The sequence below is a fragment of the Bacillus cereus genome (assembly GCF_007678085.1).
Classification (GTDB): Bacteria; Bacillota; Bacilli; order Bacillales; family Bacillaceae_G; genus Bacillus_A; species Bacillus_A cereus_BE.
The window spans coordinates 432811-454915 of the sequence record NZ_VEDW01000002.1; the positions used below are offsets into that span (position 1 = coordinate 432811).

Here is a 22105-nt window from a genome sequence, read left to right on the forward strand (position 1 = left end):
CACTAACCTTTTATTATTGTAAAAGCAAAGAAGATTATAAAGTGAGGAAAGAATTTTGAAAACGTTATATATGAACTACTCGGGATCGGAAAAACGCGTTGCAATTGAAGAGAAGAAAAAAATTGTTGAGTTTTTATGGAAACGAAATGAAGAACAAGAGATTGTTGGGCATATTTATGTTGGACGTATCGTAAGAACAATCGCTGGAATGAACGCTGCATTTGTAAACATCGGTTTAGAAAAGCATGCGTATCTTTCATATGATGATGTACCATCTTCATATCGTATACATGAAGGGCAAGCAGTACTCGTACAAGTTGTGAAAGAGGCAATTGATACGAAAGGGCCGAAATTGACAGCGAACATAGAATTTACCGGGAAATATGTCGTTTATATGCCATATGATGAAATGCGTGCCGTTTCTCGGAAAATAAAAAACAATAAAAGAAGGCAACAGCTACTCCAAATTGAGGTAGAAGGGACAGGAGGTTATATTTTCCGTTCTGCTTCTGAAAAAGGAGAAGTTGAAGAAATACAAGCTGAAATGCAAAGGTTACAGCAGTTATATGAAGAGTTAAAAAGAAAAGAGGAACAAGGAAAGGCACCGTTACTGCTTCATCGACCGGCCAGCTTTTTAGATCGTGTATTTCAAGAGAATCCAATTGAAACGATTGAAAAAGTAGTTGTAGATACAAGAAGTATAGTAAAAGAATTAGAAGAAAAAGTCGGAAAAGAAAAAGTATCTTTTTATAATGAAAAGTCTTCAATGTTTAACCATTTTGGAATAGAGCGTGAGATCGAGAAAGCACTTCAAAAAATAGTGTGGCTCCCAAATGGTGCGTATTTAATTGTGGAACAAATGGAGACGATGACTGTAATTGATGTGAATACGGGCAAGTTTACTGGAAAGCAGAATTTACAAGACACAGTCCTTCGTACAAATGAAGTGGCAGCTGAAGAGATTGCACGTCAATTAAGACTGCGTGACATTGGTGGTATGATATTAATTGACTTTATTAATATGAAAAGAAGAGAAGATAAAGAAAAGGTAAGAGAATGTCTCATGGCTGCCATGCAAAATGATCGCACATATGCAAGAGTGCTTGGGTTTACAGAGTTAGGGATTTTAGAGATGACACGTAAACGTAAGAAACATTCTTTACGCGACGTATTACTAGAAGAATGTGTACCCTGCAAAGCGACGGGGTACGTGATGTCATATGAGACAATTGCGTATGAGTTAGAGAGAGAGCTAATCACATATGGCAATATAGAGGATGAGGCGGTATTAATCGCTGCACCTAAAGAATTGCAAAAACAATTTTTGCAAAAAGAATTACAAAAAAATATTCCATTTGAAATTTATTTCAAAGATGATATGATCGAAAAGTATGCAATTGTCCGTTTTGGAAGTAAAACAGAAATTGTAGAACGGAAAAAATAGTTAGCAGAACATTTATTGACAACCGTCTATGATTCATGATAACATCTTTATGTTATAGTTTATAGCACCTAAACGGCTATATGCTACAACCGCACAAGACAGGTTCCCTAAAGGCATTTATGTCTACCTCGTTTTTGGCGAGTCTTAGTAATTAAGAGGAGGTGCAAGTATGTACGCAATTATCGAAACAGGTGGAAAACAAATTAAAGTTGAAGCTGGTCAAGCAATCTACATTGAAAAATTAGATGTTGAAGCTGGTGAAACTGTTACTTTTGACAAAGTTCTTTTCGTTGGTGGCGAAAACGTTAAAGTTGGTAGCCCAGTTGTAGAAGGTGCAACAGTTACTGCGAAAGTTGAAAAACAAGGTCGCGCTAAGAAAATTATCGTTTTCAAATACAAAGCGAAAAAGAACAATCGTAAGAAACAAGGTCATCGTCAACCTTACACTAAGCTAGTTGTTGAAGCTATCAACGCTTAATCCAGGTTAACATGATTAAAATTACGATAAGTCGCACGAAATTAGGAAGTATCCAATCATTTAAAATGACTGGACATGCCGATTATGCGCCACATGGACAAGATCTTGTCTGTGCTGGAACTACAGCGGTTGTGTTTGGTTCTATAAATGCAGTGGAAGAACTTTGTAATGTGCAGGCAACTATTGAACTCGGAAGTGATGGCGGATTCTTAACGTATGAATTGCCTAATGATTTAGACGTTCATGCAGCAGAAAAAGCACAAACGCTTTTAGAAGGATTGGTTGTTTCGCTTAAGACGATCGAACTTGATTACGGAAAGTATATCCGTTTAATAGAAAAAGTGCAGGAGGTGTAACGTATGTTAAGATTAGATCTTCAGTTTTTCGCATCTAAGAAAGGTGTAGGTAGTACAAAGAACGGTCGTGACTCTCAGTCAAAACGTCTTGGTGCTAAACGCGCAGATGGTCAAACGGTTTCAGGTGGTTCAATTCTTTACCGTCAACGCGGTACAAAAATTTATCCAGGTGTTAACGTTGGTCGTGGTGGCGATGACACTTTATACGCGAAAGTTGACGGCGTAGTACGCTTTGAGCGTCTTGGCCGTGACCGCAAACAAGTGAGCGTATATCCTGTTGCTCAAGAAGCATAAGAACTCACGGAAAACTCTAACCTGAGTGCAGGTTAGAGTTTTTCTATATTAAGGGGTATCTAAATGAATGAAAAATGGACAATTATAGATGCATTGCGCCATTCAAGACATGATTGGCTCAATCGTATGCAGATGGTGAAAGGAAACCTTTCCCTTGGAAAAGTGGAAGAGATTCATAGTCTCATCGATCGTTTTGTCCAAGAAGCGAGACAAGAATCCAATCTGATAGGGCTATCAATGCCTTTATTTTCAGAGTGGATTTTAACATATAATTGGAAACAGCAGCCGTGCTTATTGGAGTACGAAGTATTAGGGAAATTACATAACTTATCTCACTTAGATGAGACTTTATGTACATGGACGAATCAATTTTTCTCAATGCTTCAGCATAGTTTAGACGTATATGTTGAAAATTATGTTTGTATCACAATTGAATGTGACGCGGAGAATGCTCGTTTCTTTTTTGATTTTCGTGGTAAGCTAACGAGTGTAGAAGAACTACAGAATTGGCTTGCGAACCAAAACAATAAATGGTACTCCATTTCTTATACAGTACGAGACGAAGAAGTCTCAGTTATATTACAACCAATCGAAAAAAGTGTGGTGAAATAATGTTTGTAGATCAGGTCAAGATATATGTAAAAGGCGGCGACGGTGGTAACGGAATGGTTGCGTATCGTCGTGAGAAGTATGTACCTAAAGGTGGCCCAGCAGGTGGCGACGGGGGTAAAGGTGCAGATGTTGTTTTTGTTGTTGAGGAAGGCTTACGTACATTAATGGACTTCCGCTACCAACGTCATTTCAAAGCTGATCGTGGTCAGCACGGAATGAGTAAAGGACAGCACGGACGTAAATCTGAAGATTTAATCGTAAAGGTTCCACCAGGAACAGTAGTAAAAGATGAAAAAACAGGTCAAATCCTTGCTGATTTAGTAACGCATGAACAAACAGCTGTAATTGCAAGAGGTGGCCGCGGTGGCCGTGGTAACTCACGTTTCGCAACAGCTACGAACCCAGCGCCAGAAATCGCTGAAAACGGGGAACCAGGTCAAGAACGTGATGTTATTCTAGAACTTAAAGTACTAGCAGACGTTGGACTTGTTGGATTCCCAAGTGTAGGTAAATCTACATTATTATCTGTTGTATCATCAGCACGTCCGAAAATTGCAGAGTATCACTTCACAACAATCGTTCCAAATCTTGGTGTTGTTGAAACGGGTGATAACCGCAGCTTCGTTATGGCTGACCTTCCTGGACTAATTGAAGGCGCACATGCCGGCGTCGGACTTGGACACCAATTCTTACGTCATATTGAGCGTACACGTGTAATCGTACACGTTATTGATATGTCTGGTTTAGAAGGCCGTGAACCATATGAAGATTACGTAACAATCAATAATGAATTAAAAGAATACAATCTTCGCTTAACGGAGCGTCCACAAGTTGTTGTTGCAAACAAAATGGATATGCCAGATGCAGAAGAAAACTTACAAGCATTTAAAGAGAAAGTGGGAGACGAAGTAAAAATCTTCCCAATCTCAGCTGTAACGAAACAAGGTGTTCGTGACTTACTGTTTGAAGTAGCGAACTTAATCGAGACAACACCAGAATTCCCAATACATCAAGTTGCGGATGAGTCTGACACAAGTGTAATGTACAAATTTGAGACTGAAGGTGTTAAATTTGAAATTACACGTGAAAGTGATGGCACGTTTGTTATCTCTGGTTACGATATCGAGAAAACATTCAAAATGACAGACTTCTCACGTGATGAATCTATACGTCGTTTCGCTCGCCAAATGCGCGGAATGGGTATTGATGAAGCACTTCGTGCACGTGGTGCAAAAGATGGAGATATTGTAAAAATTCTTGAATATGAATTTGAATTTATCGACTAAGACTGCCGGAATATGGCAGTCTTTTTTTTATGTAAATGTCTGATTCGTATAGGAAAAAATACCCACTAATTAAATTTTCAATTTATAATAGAACAAGGAGTGGTTTTGGAAGAATTTTTTATAGGGAGAAAACGAACATGTATAAAATATTAATTGTAGAAGACGATGAAAAAATCGCGGGGATATTAGAAGAGCATTTAGAAAGGTATGGCTATCAGTCATTTAGAGCAAGTGATTTACGTCATATAAAAGATGAGTTCGTGAAAATAAATCCTCATCTCGTACTACTGGATATTAATTTACCATATTTTGATGGGTTTTATTGGTGTCGTCAAATACGTACTGTATCGAATGCACCAATTATTTTTGTTTCTGCAAGAACAGGGGAAATGGATCAAGTAATGGCAATTGAAAATGGCGGAGATGATTACATTACGAAGCCGTTCCATTTAGATATCGTAATGGCAAAGGTGAAAAGTGCACTTCGCCGTGGCTATGGTGAGTATGCCTCTGTTGCTGAGAGTGATTGTTTAGGTGTAAATGGATTGTTGTTATTTCCATCCCAGCACATTGTTGAGTGGCAGGGACAACAAACGGAGCTGACAAAAAATGAATTTTACTTATTAGAGTGTTTAATGAAACAAGCAAATCAATATGTAACGCGCGAAGAACTGTTAGAAGCCCTGTGGGATGAGGTAGCTTTTGTTGATGATAATACATTAACCGTTAATGTAAAACGCGTAAGGAAGAAACTAGAGGAGCTAGGCATTCAAAATGCAATTGTAACGAAACGTGGATATGGTTATGCGCTTCTTACAGAGTGGGGCGAAGGGCATGAAGGTTAAAAATTACCTCATGGACCGCTTTTCTTTACTTCTTTCTTATATTGTTAGCCTTTGTTTATTTGGGCTTGTAATGCAGTTGCAAAGCCTTTTAGAAAAGCGATCCATTGATTGGAGTACGTGGTTATATGGGCTTTTATTAGGAACAGTTGTATTTACTGTATACCTCATTTACGATTATCGAAAACGAAGTATATTTTTAAAAAGAATCGAAAAATATGTTGCTAGCGGAAATACATTGCATGACTCTTTACTTATCGATACTTCTTATACGTCAGAGCAAGAGATGGTCGTTGAATCGTTTACGCTATTAAGACAGCAATATATGAATGAAATTCATAAACAACATGCGAAAGAACAACAGCAAATGATATTTATGAACCAGTGGATTCATCAAATGAAAACCCCAGTATCGGTTATAGAATTACTATTACAGAAGTTTGGTAAAGAGCATCGTGAGGCAAGAGCGATAGTTGAAAGTATTCGTGAAGAAAATAATCGTATACTAAATGGTTTAGATTTAGCGTTACATATGGCAAGGTTAGAGCAGTTTGCGAAAGATTATAAAGTAGAAGTAGTAAATGTGATAGATATTATTAGAGGTATCATTAATGAAAATCGAAAATCCTTCATTCAATCTTCTGTATTTCCGAAAGTAATGTTTGAAGAAGATAGTTGTATGGTTGCATCTGATAGAAAATGGCTCAGCATTGCTTTAGGGCAAATTGTTGTGAATGCAATTAAGTATACGAAAATTTCAGAAGCAGAGAAAAAGGAAATTCAATTTCAAATTGAAGAGAAAGACCAAAAGGTGTTATTACATATTAAGGACAATGGAATCGGTATTCCAGAGCAAGATGTAAAGCGTATATTTGACCCATTCTTTACTGGAATAAATGGCCGGAAAACGAGAGAAGCAACTGGAATGGGCTTATATATTACGAAGGAAATTTGCGATAATTTACATCACGGTATTTATGTGCAATCGGCTGAGGGGGAAGGGACAACATTCACGTTCCAATTTGCAAAAGATGAAGAATATCATACATTAATGAGAAAAATGACAAAACTGTAAGATAACAAAACGTTTTGTAAGGGAAATCACTCGTTTCTTTTTCTTATTTTTCTTATAGTAAATGTAAGAAGAAAACACATAGGGGGATTAGAAATGAGTGTTCTTGAAGTAAAAGGATTAACGAAGGTATACCAATCAAAAGGTTCAGTAGCGACGACTGCTTTAAATGATATAAATTTTAAAATAGAAGAAGGCGAATTTGTAGGGATTATGGGTCCTTCAGGAAGCGGGAAAACAACGCTTTTAAATTTATTAGCAACAATCGATAAGCAAACTTCAGGTCATGTGCTTGTAAATGGCGAAGAAATTAATCAAATGCGTGCTGCAAAATTAGCGGAGTTTCGCCGTACACATTTAGGGTTCATTTTCCAAGATTTTAACTTACTGGATACGTTATCGATTAAAGAAAATATTATTTTACCACTTGTAATGGCGAAAAAATCTGTAAATGAAATCGATGCGAAAGTGCTTGAGATTGCAAAGTTCTTAAATATTGAAGAAATATTAAATAAAAAAGTATATGAAGTATCAGGCGGACAGCAACAACGTGCAGCAGCTGCGAGAGCGATCATTCATGAACCGACGTTAATTTTAGCGGATGAGCCAACTGGAAACTTAGATTCAAAGTCAGCAAAATCATTAATGAGTGCGTTGCAAGATTTGCATGAACAAAAGAAAGTGACGATTGCAATGGTAACGCATGATCCAGTAGCGGCGAGTTATTGCGAACGTATTCTTTTCATTCGTGATGGAGAAATTTTCTCAGAAATACATAAAGGAAGAACAAAGCAAGCCTTTTTCCAAGAAATTCTGGACGTACTTGCGATGCTAGGAGGAGAATATCATGAACTTTCGCCAGCTCGCGCTTAGTAATGTAAAAGGAAATTGGCGTAATTATAAAGCTTTTCTTATTAGTAGTTGTTTATCGATAGTCGTATTTTTCATGTATGCTTCTTTCATTTATCATCCAGATGTCGTAAGCGGTAATATTAGTATGAAGACGATGATTACAAAAGGATTAGAATCGATGAATTATATCGTAGTCATCTTCTCAGCACTCTTTATTTTATATGCAAATTCAACGTTTTTACGAGCAAGAAAAAAAGAGTTTGGCTTATTAACATTAATAGGCGGAACGAAGTCTCAACTTGGCAGAATGATTATATTAGAACAATTGATGTTAGGTAGCATTGCCATTGTAGCAGGTATTGGAATTGGAATGCTTTGTTCAAAATTGTTTTTCCAAGCACTGAGTGTATTACTAAAAATTGATAAAACACTTCCACTCGTATGGAATAGTAAAGCAGTTCTTATTACAGCTGGTGTGTACTTTATTCTATTTTTACTCCTATCATTGTTTAGCGTTTGGACAGTAGGACGCTTGCAAATTATTGATTTATTAAGAGAAGCAAGAAAACAAAAAGTAGAGCCCTTTGCATTTACATGGTTATGTGTAGCCGGTATAGGATGTATCATTGGTGCATATGTCCTTTGCTTCCAAGTAACAATTATGAATTTTATTATGTATTTCTTACCGATTGTAGGATTGACCATTGGTGGAACGTATTTACTATTTACACAAGGTAGTACAGTCGTATTAAAGGCGTTACAAAAACGAAAAACATCTTTTTATACATATCCAAATATGTTTGTACTTAGCAATCTTATTTATAAAATGAAAGATAATGCTCGTTTTCTATTTGTAATTTCTATCATTACGGCGGTTGTTTCTTCAGCAGTAGGTACGCTTTATGTATATTTTGAAGATATGAGCTATAAGACAGTAACTAGTACCCCGCATGCTATTTCGTATGAGGAAAAAGGAATACATACGCATAATGTCATCAAAGAAGGAAAAACAAAAGAATTAATAAAAAAACACGGATTTGAAGAAGCGCGAGAAGTAACGTACGTAAAACTTCCTGGAACTCAAAAAATCACGATGTTTAACAGTGAACATGAAGTACCGATGGCGATTGTTTCAGAAAAAGAATATAATGCTGAAGTACGTAAACAAAAAAGAGAGCAAGTTAGAGAGGTTCATAATGCACCAGGTAGTGCAACGATGGTCATAATGGATATGGCGAACGATATGATGAAGCTAGATCTTGCCAAACCGTATGAAATTAAAATTAACGGACAAACGCAGTCTGTTCAATTAAATGAGCCAACTACATTTTCTGTTTTTAATGATAGTGAATATCTCATTGTAAATGATCAAGATTTTGAGAAATATGCAAAGCTCGTACCAGATGAAGAAAAGACGAAATATTACGGTTATTATATAGAAGACTGGAAAAGTACGGAAGATCTTGTATTAGATTTGAAAAAGGAAGTTGCACCAGATAAGCAAGGGGAATTAAATAACTCGGTGCTCGCTTATAAAAATATAAGGGAATCAGGAGCAATTACGATGTTTATCGGTTTCTTTGTAGCTGTACTGTTCTTCTTCTTCGCTTGTAGTATGACATACTTTAAATGGTTTAACGATAAAGAACAAGATCGTATTCAATTTAAATCGTTAAAGAGAATCGGTATGACAGATAAAGAAATTCGTAAAATTGCAATTCGACAAATGGGCGTTATCTTCTTTATCCCAATTTTGATCGGTGCAATTCATAGTGGATTTGCTCTTCATACGTTAGGGAAAATGCTATATATTGATTTATGGAAATCAGGTGCGATTGTAATTGGAACATACGTTGTAGCTTCTGCGATTTACTTTATGATTGCACAAAGGGGATATTTGAAACACGTGCAAAGCTAGAGAAACCTCTAGCTTTTTGCCTATGTAGTAAGTTATAGGGGGACGATAGATGAACATTCGGCAACTAGCGCTGCAAAATATAAAAGGGAATTGGCGTAATTATAAAGTGTTTTTCTTAAGTAGTTGCTTTGCAATATTCGCGTCTTTTGCATACATGTCTGTCATTGTGCATCCGTATATGCAGGAGACGATGTGGTATCAAAACGTACGCTGGGGACTTATTATATGTAATGTTATAATCATTTCTTTTTTCGTCATATTTATTTTGTACTCTACTTCTATTTTCATAGAAGCGCGTAAGAAAGAATTAGGGTTATATATGTTAATGGGAGCAACGAAATCTAACGTAATAGGAGTGATTATGACCGAGCAAATATTGATTGGGATTTTTGCTAATATTTTCGGTATTGGGCTTGGTATGGTCTTTTTAAAGCTCTTCTTCATGGTGTTTAGTATGTTACTGGGGCTTCCGAAAGAACTGCCTGTCATATTTGACGTGAGAGCAATCGGGGAAACGTTTATTGCTTATATGGTCGTATTTTTTGTCTTATCATTTATAAGTGCTTTACGTATATGGAATATAAAAATCATTCGGTTATTGAAAGAATTTCGAGCAGATAAAAAAGAGAAGAAAACATCAATGTGGCTTTGTATATTCGGATTTATTTGTTTAGGTATAGGATATGTGTTAGCGTTACAAGCGACCATACGAACGATAGCGTTCTATTTTTTCCCTGTGTCTATACTTGTCTCTTTCGGAACGTATTTTTCTTTTACGCACGGCACTGCTCAAATATTAGAAATAATAAAACGAAATAAAAAGATTATGTATACATATCCGTATTTATTTATAGTGAATCAATTGTCACATCGAATGAAGGAAAATGGTCGCTTTTTCTTTATGCTTTCTATGGCAACGACGTTTGTAGTTACGGCAACAGGTACGGTGTTTTTATACTTTTCTAGTATGCAAGATATGTGGCGGGGCGGGGGCGTGCACTCATTTTCTTACATAGAAAAAGGTACTTCTTCTCATGAAGTCTTTGCAGAAGGCACGGTTGAACAATTATTGCACCAATATGGGTATGATGACTTTCAATCTATGAGTTTTACTGGAGTGTATGCATCTTTTCAGTCCAATAATGGAGAAACAGAAGTAGCGCCACTCATTAAACAAAGTGAATACAATCAAGAGGCAAGAAAACAAAAACAGAAAACGTATCATCCTAAAAAAGGTACAGTGACACTCGTTTATTATAATGAATACAATAATTCGAATGTATATAATCAAAAAGAGATTCAATTGCAAGTAATGAATCAACCATATCAATTCGTATTTAACGGCCAGAAAGAAGGGGTTCAATTTAACTATCATCCTTCGTACATTAATGGTCTGTTCTTCGTTATGAATGATGAAGATTTTGATAGTATAGCAAATCAGGTTCCGGATTCTGAAAAAATGATATATAGAGGCTACACATTACCAAATATCGAAAAGACGAAAAAATTAAATGAAGATTTACGGAAACATATGAAACAAGATAATAATGCATTTCGAAGCAATATGGAGTTATATGTAAATATGAAAGAAGGCGGCGATATTACTCTATTTGTAGGCTCATTTATTAGTATATTATTCTTTCTTACTTCATGTAGTATCGTGTATTTTAAATGGTTCCATAATATTGCATCGGATAGAAAGCAGTACGGGGCACTCTCTAAACTGGGAATGACGAAGGAAGAAGTTTGGAAGGTTTCTCGCTGGCAACTGTGTATGCTCTTTTTTGCGCCAATTATAGTAGGGAGTATGCATAGTGCAGTTGCGTTATATACGTTTCATAATACGATCTTTATGGATGGTTCATTACGAAAAGTAGCTTTGTTTATTCTGTTTTATATCGCTGCATGCATCGTTTATTTCTTTTTCGCTCAAAGAGAATATAGGAAACATTTAGACTAGCGAACGCTAGTCTTTTTTTAATATTCGAAATTTACATAGAAGAATATAAAAAAGTATGGTATAACAGTAAGAAAACGAAAAAGAGGGGAAAAGACGATGATTCGAGTAGGATATTTAGGACCAGAAGCAACATTTACAAATATGGCGGTGAGTCGTTTTTTTCCGGAAGCAGAGCATGTACCGTATCGAACGATTCCGGATTGTATAGATGCAGCTGCAAATGAAAATGTAGACTTCGCAGTTGTACCGTTAGAAAATGCAATAGAAGGTTCCGTGAATATAACAGTTGATTACCTCGTACATGAGCAACCGCTTTCTATTGTAGGAGAAATTACAGTACCCATTCAGCAGCACCTACTTGTACATCCGCAGTATGCAGAAATGTGGGAAGAGGTATATGCAGTGCATTCTCATCCGCACGCTATTGCGCAATGTCATAAGTTTTTAAATGAAGAATTAAAAGGGGTCACTGTCCGAGATATGACATCAACAAGTGCAGCTGCGCAATATGTGAAAGAACATCCTGAAGAAAAAATCGCCGCTATTGCAAATGAAGCAGCCGCAGAAAAATATGGATTAACGATCGTAAGACGTAGCATTCATACGCATAAAAATAATCATACACGCTTTCTCGTGCTTCATAAGAAAAAGAAAGCGATACTCCCAAATAACGGAGAAAACCGAGGAGAGAAAACGACGCTTATGATAACGTTACCTGCTGATTATGCAGGGGCACTATATCAAGTATTATCAGCTTTCGCATGGAGAAAATTAAACTTATCAAAAATCGAATCGCGTCCGATGAAAACAGGCCTTGGAAATTACTTTTTCTTAATCGATGTCGATAAAGCATACGATGATGTATTATTGCCAGGTGTAACGATGGAACTTGAAGCACTTGGTTTTTCTGTTACTGTGCTTGGGAGTTATTCTTCTTATTGGTTGTAAGGGGAGTTAGGTTATACCGCGTGATAGATAAATAAAATCCCACCTATAAATGGTGGGATTCTTTATTTTAACTTTGCAAGACGCTCTTCTAACTGACCACGCCAAATTTCGGCTAGTTCTGGAACAGCAAGAATTTTTTCAATGCCATCTTTATCTTTTCTATTATGAAAATAAATTTTGTTAGAGAACAAAACAGAAACATTGCTCGGTTGACGTTCTAGTAATGTAATTTTTGAATCTTTACGTACAGTACCTTCTTGAAGAACGCGGCATAGGTAGCCAGTAAATCCGGTTGCTACAATGCGCGGCAGTATGCCAGGAATACCGAGGCGTTTTGAAATCGTGCTACAAGGTACGCGCGCTTGTGTCACTTGAATAATCGCTTCACCTAATTTGTATGTATCTCCAATGCAAACATCATGCTCTAGCATATTTGTTACGGTAATGTTTTCGCCAAATGCGGAAGCTGGAAGTGTTGTTTGGAATTCTTTTTCCCATAGTGCGTAATGCTCGTGTGAGTACACACAAACTGCGCGATCAGGTCCACCGTGGTGTTTTAAATCTGCTACATCATCACCAAGGAAGCCATCTTTTGATAGGAAAGCTTCTTCGGTAAGTTCTTTACATATACCAGTAATCATTTCTTTATCTTCGCTATATTTCATTTGTTTCGGCTTGCCAATGCTAAAGTGAACGAGTTCAATTCCCATATTTGATCTCCTTTACGATTGATTACAATATTATAGCATTAAAAAAGCACAGAGAATGATAAAAACTCTGTGCTTTACATTAATAAACGAGAAATCCTGCTTTATCGAGCGCCTCACAAGCAGCGTCTAATTTTTCTTTTGAATCTGCCTCAATTGTATGTAAGTGAATACCATCTGTTAGTTGCGAGAGGTAGGAAGCGTTTGTATTTTCGATTTTTTGTAAATATTGCTCTACATCAAAGCGATTACTTACCATGATGGATGCTGTTAAGTCACCGTATACAGGATGCTCAACTTTTACATCTTTAATTGTAACGCCGTGGTCAACAAGCATTGTAAGTTCTTGACGTACTTCTGCTGGTTTATGTTGGCATACAATTACGCGTTCGAAAGCTTGTTGTTTCTCTTGTGGTTTTAAATATAGATACCCTTGAGCAGTTGCAATAATCGGTTCGTTTCGTGCTTTAAGTAAGGAAATATCTTGCACGATCACTTGTCGACTTACGTTTGTCTTTTTCGATAGTTCATTCCCAGATAACGGTTCACTTGCAGCAAGAAGCCACTGAAGGATAAGCTGTCGTCTTTCTTCGCCTAAAATCTTTTTTTGGTCATTTTGTTTCATTATGATTTAACACCTCTATAAAATTGATTTCCAATTGTGTGTAGTGCATGAATAGTAGTATCAATTTGATCTTTCGTTGTTTGTTGCCCGAAAGAGAAGCGGACATATTGTTTTGCCTCTTCATACGTTTTTCCAATTGCAAGCATTGTTTTCGAAGGTTCTTGTTTACCGACTTGGCAAGCACTTCCGGTGGAAATGGCAATACCATAGCGATTACATTCTAGCATTGTATATTGACCTTCTATTCCTTTTATTGTAACCCCAATAATATGTGGTAAACAAGAAGTAGAATGACCTTCTACTTCAATTTCTAGAGGAAGTGCTTGTAATCGCTCTAAAAAATAGGATCGTAACTCTTTAAAACGTAAGCTTTCTTCTTGTTGATTTTTTAATATATTCTCAGCAGCTGTTAAAAAAGATGCGATGCCAGGAACGTTTACTGTACCTGGGCGAAACCCTTTTTCGTGAGAAGTTCCCGGAAATATTTGTGCCCAGCGAACTTGCGGATTTATATAGCAAGCGCCAACACCCTTTGGTCCGTATATTTTATGTGCTGAAACAGAAAGACTATCAATCCCCATCTCAAAAACATTGATAGGAAGTTTACCAAATGTTTGCACACAATCTGAATGAAATAAAACGTTATATTTTTTTAAAAGTGCCCCGATGTCTGCGATGTTTTGAACGGTTCCAATTTCAGAGTTTCCGTGCTGTATGCTTGCTAGAACAGTATTTTCTGTAATAGCTGTTTCTAAATCATCTAAATGAATTATCCCGCCTTCATCAACAGGAATTTCAGTAATTGTATACCCTTCTGATTGTAAGAATTGAAAATAACTTCGAATGGATGCATGCTCCATAGGTGTTGTAATAATATGTTTCCCGCTTCTAGCCTTTAAAAGGGATTGAATCGCAAGGTAGTTGGATTCCGAGCCGCCGCTCGTGAAGAATACCCCTTGTTCCTTTCCACCAATCATTTTAGCAAATGTTTTTCGGCAAACTTGTAATAAAGAAGAGGCTGTCCCTCCAATGTCATGTAAACTTTGCTCGTTTCCGAAGTATTGCGATGCTGCTTTCATATATGTTTGTAATGCTTCCGCGCTCATAGGTGTAGTAGCTGCATAGTCAAGATATATCATCATGTAAGTTCCTCTCTCTAGTAAGAGTTACATTTCTCGTATTTTTTAAATGGTGATGAAAATAAGAATTATAAAAAAACTCTTGTCATTATTTTAAAACTATGTAAATATAGGTGTCAAGACAGTTGAAAAGTGTAAAGTAGGAGGCAACAATTATGCCAAGTGCAGATGTCTTAATTATTGGAAGTGGCGTTGCGGCACTTCGTGTTGCGAAAGAGATTTGCCACGAAAAGAATGTGATTATTATCACAAAGGAAACAAATCGTAATAATAATACATATTTAGCGCAAGGTGGAATTGCAGCAGCGGTTGCTACATATGACAATCCAAACGATCACTTTGAAGATACGTTAGTAGCAGGATGTCATTATAACAATGAAGATGTGGTCCGTTATTTAGTCGAGGAAGGGCCGAAAGAAATGAATACTCTCATTAAAAATGGAATGAAATTTGATGGAGATGAAACGGGTCCTCATCTTGGAAAAGAAGGCGCACATCGAAAGCGTCGTATTTTACATGCAGGTGGCGATGCAACAGGAAAGAATGTATTAGAGCATTTCATTCAAGACGTAGCTCCGCACGTTACGGTAGTGGAACAGGAAATGGTGCTCGATTTTATTATAGAAAATGAGAAATGTGTTGGAGTTTTAACAAGAACTAGTGAAGGGAAGTTAAAGCGTTACGTTGCAGATTGTACGGTGTTAGCAACAGGTGGGATTGGCGGTTTATACGCCTTTACTTCTAACGATAAGACAATTACGGGTGATGGACTCGCGATGGTGTACCGCGCAGGCGGGGAGCTCGTAGATTTAGAGTTTGTACAATTTCATCCAACAATGTTATACGCGAACGGGCGGTGCTGCGGCCTCGTCTCTGAAGCTGTCCGTGGTGAAGGAGCTGTCCTTATAAATGGAAAAGGGCAGCGTTTTATGATGGATATACACCCAAATCACGATCTCGCGCCGCGCGATGTAGTAGCAAGAGCGATTCATGAACAGCTTTTGTCGGGTGAACAAGTGTATGTAAATATCGAGTCTATCCGAAATTTCGAAGAACGTTTTCCGACTGTATCATCATTGTGTAAAAAGAATGGTGTCAATATAAATGAAAAACGTATTCCGGTCGTACCCGGTGCTCATTTTCATATGGGTGGCGTGAAAACGAACTGTGATGGAGAGACGTCCATTCCAAATTTATATGCGGTCGGTGAAGTAGCTTGTAACGGTGTTCATGGAGCAAATAGGCTAGCAAGTAATTCGTTATTAGAAGGTCTTGTGTTTGGAAAAAGAATAGGACAACATATTTTAACGAAAGCAGTAAAAGACAGATTGAACACACTAGCTGAGAAGGAAAAGAAGTTTATCGTTTTGAATCATTTGCCGGCGAAAGAAGAAATACAAGAATGCATGATGAAATATGTTGGGATTGTGCGAACAGAGCAAAGTTTATCTTATGCAAAGAGATGGCTTAGTAAGTACGGTGTTCGAAATATGATATTACAACATGACGCTCTTACAAATGAAGAGATAACGCTTATTAATATGTTAACAGTCTGTGAGCTTATAGTCGTATCAGCTTTGCAAAGAGAAGAAAGCATTGGTGGTCATTATCGAAGTGATTATCCAGATAGAAATAGCGAAAAAAAAGAGATCGTTCGGGTGAAAAGAAAACTACAACTTGTGTGATGAAGGGAAGAGGGGCTTTATGAACACGATAAAAGTTAAAGAAGCATTAAATCGATTTTTTCTAGAAGATATAGGAGAAAGAGATGTAACATCTCAGCTTATTTTTCCAGACAATTTACTTTCAAAAGGAACGTTTCTTGCGAAGGATACAGGTGTCTTTGCGGGGCGTTTAGTAATTGAAGAAGGCTTTAAATTAATTGATGAGAGAATTGAAGTGGAGCTTCATAAAAAAGATGGAGATCTTGTAGAAAAGGGCGAAATAATAGCAACTGCGCAAGGGCCAATTGCTTCGTTATTAATGGCAGAGCGCGTTATATTAAACGTTATTCAGCGTATGAGTGGGATAGCTACAATGACACATGAAGCTGTTCGTGCTTTAGATAGTAGCCATACACGTATTTGCGATACGCGAAAAACGATGCCAGGGCTACGTATGTTTGATAAGTATGCAGTCGTATGCGGAGGCGGGTTTAATCACCGTTTCGGTTTATATGACGGTGTCATGATTAAAGACAATCATATTGCTTTTGCTGGTTCTATTACGAAAGCTGTTACATCGGTGAAAGAAAAATTAGGACATATGGTGAAAGTAGAAGTGGAAACAGAAACAGAGGAACAAGTGAGAGAAGCAGTAGCTGCTGGTGCGGATATTATTATGTTTGATAACCGTAAGCCAGATGAGATTCGGGAGTTTTCAAAGATTGTACCAAGTGCCATCGTGACGGAAGCATCAGGAGGCATTACAATTGAAGATTTATCGAAATACGGAAACACAGGGGTAGATTATATTTCACTTGGAGCGTTAACACATTCAGTGAAAGCACTTGATATTAGTTTCAATATTGAGGCGTAAGGAAAGTGGCTTAGAGGGGGAGAAAGGAATATGAGTATTTTAGAAAACGTACAACCGATTGAAACAATGTTACCAGAGCGTTATTACACGATGACAACAGAAGATATGGAAAAGCGTGTTCGTGAGATTAAAGAAAAAATGGGGGAATCACTATTTATTCCAGGACATCATTACCAAAAAGATGAAGTGGTACAATTTTCTGATGCAGCAGGAGATTCACTTCAGCTTGCGCAAGTTGCAGCGAGCAATAAAGAAGCAAAATACATTGTATTTTGTGGTGTGCACTTTATGGCAGAAACAGCAGATATGTTAACGACAGACGATCAAATCGTTATTTTGCCAGATATGCGTGCAGGTTGTTCGATGGCAGATATGGCAGATATCGAACAAACAGAAAGAGCGTGGAAAGAGCTCACAAAATTATTTGGAGATACGATGATTCCGTTAACTTATGTTAACTCTACAGCTGCAATTAAAGCGTTTTGCGGTCGTAATGGGGGAGCAACAGTAACTTCTTCTAATGCAAAACAAATGGTATCTTGGGCGTTTAAACAAAAAGAGCGTCTTGTCTTTTTACCGGATCAACATTTAGGAAGAAATACAGCGTACGATTTAGGTATCCCGTTAGATAAAATGGCAGTATGGGACCCGCATACAGATTCATTAGAGTACGATGGAGATATAGAAGAAATTCAAGTGATTTTATGGAAAGGGCATTGTTCGGTTCATCAAAACTTTACAGTGAAAAATATTGAGAATGTACGGAAAAATCATCCTGATATGAATATTATTGTACATCCGGAATGTTGCTATGAAGTTGTGGCCGCTTCGGACTATGCAGGTTCAACGAAATATATTATTGATATGATCGAATCAGCTCCACCTGCCAGTAAATGGGCGATTGGTACAGAAATGAATTTAGTGAATCGGATTATTCAACAGCATCCAGATAAAGAAATTGTTTCACTTAATCCTTTTATGTGTCCGTGTTTAACGATGAACCGAATTGATCTGCCGCACTTATTATGGGTGCTTGAAACGGTAGAAAGAGGGGAAGAAATTAACGTTATTAGCGTAGATAAACAAGTGACCGAAGAAGCGGTTCTTGCATTAAATCGTATGTTAGAGCGTGTGTAAAGCAGCGGGATTTCCGTTGCTTTTTTTCGTACATATAATCATAACGAGAATGAAATGGGCATACATTGTTGTGAAGAAATCATTGCGATTTTTTTATACTTATTCCACTTCGAACTATATTGAAGATAGAAGAAGTGTTAAAAGTGAAAGGAAGTTAACGTTATTTAGAAGATGTTACTTCATGAGATTTGTTACTTATAGATAAGTTATACAGGAGGGGGAAAATTTGAAAATTCATATCGTGCAAAAAGGGGATACCCTTTGGAAAATTGCGAAAAAGTACGGAGTGGATTTTGATACGTTGAAACAAACAAATACACAACTTAGTAATCCAGATTTAATCATGCCAGGTATGAAAATTAAAGTGCCATCAAACAGCGTTCACGTAAAGCAACATGCTGGAGCAGGTTCAGCACCTCCAAAACAATACGTAAAAGAAGTGCAACAAAAAGAATTTGCAGCAACGCCAACTCCGCTTGGAATAGAAGATGAGGAAGAAGTTACGTATCAATCAGCGCCAATTACACAGCAACCTGCGATGCAACAAACACAAAAAGAAGTGCAAGTAAAACCACAGAAGGAAATGCAAGTGCAGCCGCAAAAAGAAGTACAGGTAAAACCACAGAAGGAAATGCAAGTGACACCGCAAAAGGAAATACAGGTAAAGCCACAAAAAGAAGTGCAAAAAGAAAAGCCAATTCAAATAGAAAAACCAGTTGAAAAACCGTCTGTTATTCAAAAACCACCGGTTATAGAAAAACAAAAACCAGCAGAAAAAGAAAACACAAAGTTCTCGGTAAATGTATTACCACAGCCACCGCAACCGCCAATAAAAGCGAAAAAAGAATATAAAATTTCAGATGTAATTAAAAAAGGAAGCGAGTTAATTGCTCCTCAAATTACTAAAATGAAACCTAATAATATCATTTCTCCGCAAACGAAAAAAGATAATATCGTGTCACCGCAAGTAAAGAAAGAAAATGTAGGAAATATCGTGTCACCGCAAGTGAAGAAAGAAAACGTAGGAAATATCGTGTCACCGCAAGTAAAGAAAGAAAATGTAGGGAATATCGTGTCACCGCAAGTGAAGAAAGAAAACGTAGGAAATATCGTGTCACCGCAAGTGAAGAAAGAAAACGTAGGAAATATCGTGTCACCGCAAGTGAAGAAAGAAAATGTAGGAAATATCGTATCGCCGCAAGTAAAGAAAGAAAATGTAGGGAATATCGTGTCACCGCAAGTAAAGAAAGAAAATGTAGGGAATATCGTATCACCGAATGTATCGAAAGAGAATGTAGTGATTCCACAAGTTATACCGCCAAATATTCAAGTACCAAATATCATGCCGATCATGGACAATATCCAACCACCAAATATGATGCCAATCATGGATAACAATCAACCACCAAATATGATGCCAATCATGGATAACAATCAACCACCGAATATGATGCCAATCATGGATAACAACCAAATGCCAAATATGATGCCAATTATGGATAACAACCAAATGCCAAATATGATGCCAATCATGGATAACAACCAAATGCCAAATATGATGCCGATAATGGATAACAATCAAATGCCAAATATGATGCCAATCATGGATAACAATCAAATGCCAAATATGATGCCAATCATGGATAACAACCAAATGCCAAATATGATGCCGATAATGGATAACAACCAAATGCCAAATATGATGCCGATAATGGATAACAATCAAATGCCAAATATGATGCCAATCATGGATAACAATCAAATGCCAAATATGATGCCGATAATGGATAACAATCAAATGCCAAATATGATGCCAATCATGGATAACAATCAAATGCCAAACATGATGCCGATAATGGATAATAATCAACCACCGAATATGATGCCATACCAACAGCCTATGATGCCACCGAATCCGTATTATCAACAACCCAATCCATATCAGATGCCGTATCAGCAAGGAGCACCGTTAGGACCGCAATATACGTTTATGCCAAATCCAAATATGATGCCAATGGATAATAATATGCCACCGCTCGTGCAAGGAGAAGAAGATTGTGGATGCGGAGGAGAGAGTAGGCTATATAGTCCACAACCTGGAGGACCACAATACGCGAATCCTTTATATTATCAACCAACTCAATCGGCATATGCACCACAGCCAGGAACGATGTATTATCAACCAGATCCACCAAATGTATTTGGGGAGCCAGTTTCAGAAGAAGAGGATGAAGAAGAAGTTTAAAAAAGGTGGGATTATTCCCACCTTTTTTGTATGTAGAGTCGTTCTGGAAATGGAAGATTTACATCAAATGTTAGAAAATCCCCAGTGAAATATTAACAGTGTAAAAACCGTCTCTGTTACTCATCATAAGAGGGAGCTTTTCAGAAGAGAAGCTCATTCTAACAGAGGGGGTTTTTGTATTGAATACGAAAGTAAAAGTGATTGCTGCTTCTTTGTTAGTTACCAGTGCATTAGCTGCATGTGGTACACCAAAAGATAACAATGCAATGGATGGACGTAACTACAATTACGAGCGTACATCGTATAATGATACACACCAGTATCGTGATAATGTAACGCGTAATGATCGTTATACAGATTATGTAACATATAGAAATGGTCGTAATGATACAGGATATAACAATTATTACCGCGATGTAAATTACAACGGTCAAATTGCTAATCCACATCCAACACGTAATATTACAATGAACAATTCATATATTAACAATGATGGTAAAACAGCAGAAAAAATAACAAATCGTGTGAAACGTATGAATAACGTAGACCGTGTGTCTACAGTTGTATATGGAAACGATGTGGCGATTGCGGTGAAACCACGTAATCCAGTATCGAATGAAACGGCACTTGCAAATGAAGTTCGTCAAGCTGTTGTAAATGAAGTTGGAAATAGAAACGTATATGTTTCTGTAAGAAACGACATGTTTACTCGTGTTGATGCAATGAGTACGCGTCTACGTAATGGTACAGTTACAAACGATTTTAATCGCGACATAACAAATATGTTCCGAGACATTCGTTACGGTTTAACAGGTACTATGCGATAGCAAAACAAAAGAGGAAGGGATAGCCCTTCCTCTTTATTCATCGTCGTCTTGTAAACGACGTTTTTTTATAAAATAACTAACGGAATAAGAACCTAAAAAGCATATGAAGAGAATACCACCTGTTAAAATAGCTTCAAAGATAGGTCTTTCTGGACTGAAAATAATATAAATAATAGCCATAACGATTCCTACAATAAGAGAACGTAAAACAATTTTGTAATAAGGAGTTAATTTTATTTCCTTTTCGCTTTCTTCTACATCGATAGAAACGCTTAACTGTAAATAAGAAAGCACAATACTCGTAAGTATAAATAATAGCCATAATGGAGATTTCGTAATTTGATCCATTCCTTCAGTTAATCCAATATAGCCTAAAATGCCAATTATACCGAGTGATTGAAAAAGAAAAGCGATGCGTATGTTTTTTAATGTTTGTAGAATGAGACGTTCATCCTTTATTTTTTTCACAATAGCCATCTCCTGTTTATTATGATTTCGCTGTCACATCAATTGTAACATATATATTACATTTATCAATTTATAATTTACATATAATTTGTTTGGATGAAAGAGGAAATAAAATATTTTTATAAACATGTTGCACTTATACGTTATTAATGTTATATTAGCAAAGCGATGAGCTAATTTACGTAAGACGAGAGATATGCTTAAATGCTAAACACGCGAATGTGGTCGCCTGGTCTCTCGCCGTAAACGCATCAAGACGCCTGCTTTGCAGGCGTCTTTCATTTTATATGAATGTAATGGGAAGAATGGAGAAATCCAAGCTTCCCTTTTTTGTTGGAATAAAAGTCGAGAAATAAA

General features: G+C 37.0%; 20 protein-coding genes, 1 pseudogene and 1 other annotated feature. Of the genes and pseudogenes, 17 read left to right on the forward strand and 4 right to left on the reverse strand.

Going from position 1 to position 22105, the window contains the following annotated elements:
* Window positions 1-55: 55 nt before the first annotated feature.
* From FS742_RS11365 to pheA, 12 genes are all read left to right on the forward strand, one after another.
* The gene (locus tag FS742_RS11365) at window positions 56-1444 is read left to right on the forward strand and encodes an Rne/Rng family ribonuclease (RefSeq protein ID WP_144612407.1); all 1389 of its coding nucleotides are present in this window, start codon (window positions 56-58) and stop codon (window positions 1442-1444) included.
* 77 nt (window positions 1445-1521) lie between these two features.
* Window positions 1522-1599 (forward strand) — a sequence feature (ribosomal protein L21 leader region).
* A 14-nt stretch (window positions 1600-1613) separates the two neighbouring features.
* Window positions 1614-1922, forward strand: coding sequence for a 50S ribosomal protein L21 (rplU, locus tag FS742_RS11370; RefSeq protein ID WP_000270907.1), 309 nt, complete (start codon window positions 1614-1616; stop codon window positions 1920-1922).
* Between the two features lie 11 nt (window positions 1923-1933).
* Window positions 1934-2278, forward strand: a complete 345-nt coding sequence (locus FS742_RS11375; RefSeq protein ID WP_001973720.1) for a ribosomal-processing cysteine protease Prp — start codon at window positions 1934-1936, stop codon at window positions 2276-2278.
* Between the two features lie 3 nt (window positions 2279-2281).
* Window positions 2282-2572, forward strand: coding sequence for a 50S ribosomal protein L27 (gene rpmA, locus FS742_RS11380; RefSeq protein WP_000944957.1), 291 nt, complete (start codon window positions 2282-2284; stop codon window positions 2570-2572).
* 63 nt (window positions 2573-2635) lie between these two features.
* Window positions 2636-3184: a sporulation initiation phosphotransferase B gene (locus FS742_RS11385; RefSeq protein WP_144612409.1), complete on the forward strand. Its 549-nt coding sequence runs from the start codon at window positions 2636-2638 to the stop codon at window positions 3182-3184.
* On the forward strand, window positions 3184-4470 hold the full coding sequence (gene obgE / locus FS742_RS11390) for a GTPase ObgE (protein ID WP_144612411.1): 1287 nt from the start codon (window positions 3184-3186) through the stop codon (window positions 4468-4470). The genes FS742_RS11385 and obgE overlap by 1 nt, the downstream gene beginning before the upstream one ends.
* Before the next feature lie 137 nt (window positions 4471-4607).
* Window positions 4608-5315: a response regulator transcription factor gene (locus FS742_RS11395; RefSeq protein ID WP_000276710.1), complete on the forward strand. Its 708-nt coding sequence runs from the start codon at window positions 4608-4610 to the stop codon at window positions 5313-5315.
* On the forward strand, window positions 5305-6387 hold the full coding sequence (locus tag FS742_RS11400; RefSeq protein ID WP_144612412.1) for a HAMP domain-containing histidine kinase: 1083 nt from the start codon (window positions 5305-5307) through the stop codon (window positions 6385-6387). Before FS742_RS11395 ends, FS742_RS11400 begins: the two co-directional genes overlap by 11 nt.
* Window positions 6388-6480: 93 nt before the next feature.
* Window positions 6481-7257, forward strand: coding sequence for an ABC transporter ATP-binding protein (locus FS742_RS11405; protein WP_000114530.1), 777 nt, complete (start codon window positions 6481-6483; stop codon window positions 7255-7257).
* Window positions 7232-9154: an FtsX-like permease family protein gene (locus FS742_RS11410; RefSeq protein WP_144612414.1), complete on the forward strand. Its 1923-nt coding sequence runs from the start codon at window positions 7232-7234 to the stop codon at window positions 9152-9154. Before FS742_RS11405 ends, FS742_RS11410 begins: the two co-directional genes overlap by 26 nt.
* Window positions 9155-9203: 49 nt before the next feature.
* Window positions 9204-11114, forward strand: coding sequence for an ABC transporter permease (locus tag FS742_RS11415; RefSeq protein ID WP_144612416.1), 1911 nt, complete (start codon window positions 9204-9206; stop codon window positions 11112-11114).
* A gap of 96 nt (window positions 11115-11210) precedes the next feature.
* Window positions 11211-12062, forward strand: coding sequence for a prephenate dehydratase (gene pheA, locus FS742_RS11420; RefSeq protein ID WP_144612418.1), 852 nt, complete (start codon window positions 11211-11213; stop codon window positions 12060-12062).
* A 62-nt stretch (window positions 12063-12124) separates the two neighbouring features.
* On the opposite strand, the gene FS742_RS11425 is transcribed toward pheA, so the two are convergent.
* The 3 genes from FS742_RS11425 to FS742_RS11435 all read right to left on the reverse strand — a co-directional run bounded on the left by FS742_RS11425 (window position 12125) and on the right by FS742_RS11435 (window position 14536).
* Complete coding sequence (locus FS742_RS11425) at window positions 12125-12772, reverse strand: MOSC domain-containing protein (RefSeq protein ID WP_144612420.1); 648 nt, start codon at window positions 12770-12772, stop codon at window positions 12125-12127.
* Window positions 12773-12851: 79 nt separating this feature from the next.
* A complete protein-coding gene (locus FS742_RS11430; protein WP_144612422.1) occupies window positions 12852-13394 on the reverse strand; it encodes a transcription repressor NadR in 543 nt (180 codons plus the stop codon).
* Window positions 13394-14536, reverse strand: a complete 1143-nt coding sequence (locus tag FS742_RS11435; RefSeq protein WP_144612424.1) for an IscS subfamily cysteine desulfurase — start codon at window positions 14534-14536, stop codon at window positions 13394-13396. Before FS742_RS11435 ends, FS742_RS11430 begins: the two co-directional genes overlap by 1 nt.
* Before the next feature lie 152 nt (window positions 14537-14688).
* On the opposite strand from FS742_RS11435, the gene nadB reads away from it, so the two are divergent.
* From nadB to FS742_RS11460, 5 genes and pseudogenes are all read left to right on the forward strand, one after another.
* Window positions 14689-16218 carry an L-aspartate oxidase gene (gene nadB, locus FS742_RS11440; protein WP_144612426.1) on the forward strand — a complete coding sequence of 510 codons (1530 nt, stop codon included), beginning with the start codon at window positions 14689-14691 and terminating at the stop codon, window positions 16216-16218.
* A 19-nt stretch (window positions 16219-16237) separates the two neighbouring features.
* A complete protein-coding gene (gene nadC, locus FS742_RS11445) occupies window positions 16238-17071 on the forward strand; it encodes a carboxylating nicotinate-nucleotide diphosphorylase (protein WP_144612428.1) in 834 nt (277 codons plus the stop codon).
* Between the two features lie 30 nt (window positions 17072-17101).
* A complete protein-coding gene (gene nadA / locus FS742_RS11450; protein WP_144612430.1) occupies window positions 17102-18208 on the forward strand; it encodes a quinolinate synthase NadA in 1107 nt (368 codons plus the stop codon).
* A 226-nt stretch (window positions 18209-18434) separates the two neighbouring features.
* Window positions 18435-18591: pseudogene (gene safA, locus FS742_RS28275) on the forward strand (SafA/ExsA family spore coat assembly protein); the annotation flags it as partial.
* Between the two features lie 2041 nt (window positions 18592-20632).
* Entirely contained in the window at window positions 20633-21280 is a 648-nt protein-coding gene (locus FS742_RS11460; RefSeq protein ID WP_144612434.1) for a YhcN/YlaJ family sporulation lipoprotein, read from the forward strand.
* A 33-nt stretch (window positions 21281-21313) separates the two neighbouring features.
* Here FS742_RS11460 and FS742_RS11465 read toward each other — a convergent pair whose 3' ends face one another.
* Window positions 21314-21748, reverse strand: coding sequence for a branched-chain amino acid ABC transporter substrate-binding protein (locus tag FS742_RS11465; RefSeq protein ID WP_144612436.1), 435 nt, complete (start codon window positions 21746-21748; stop codon window positions 21314-21316).
* Between the last annotated feature and the right edge of the window lie 357 nt (window positions 21749-22105).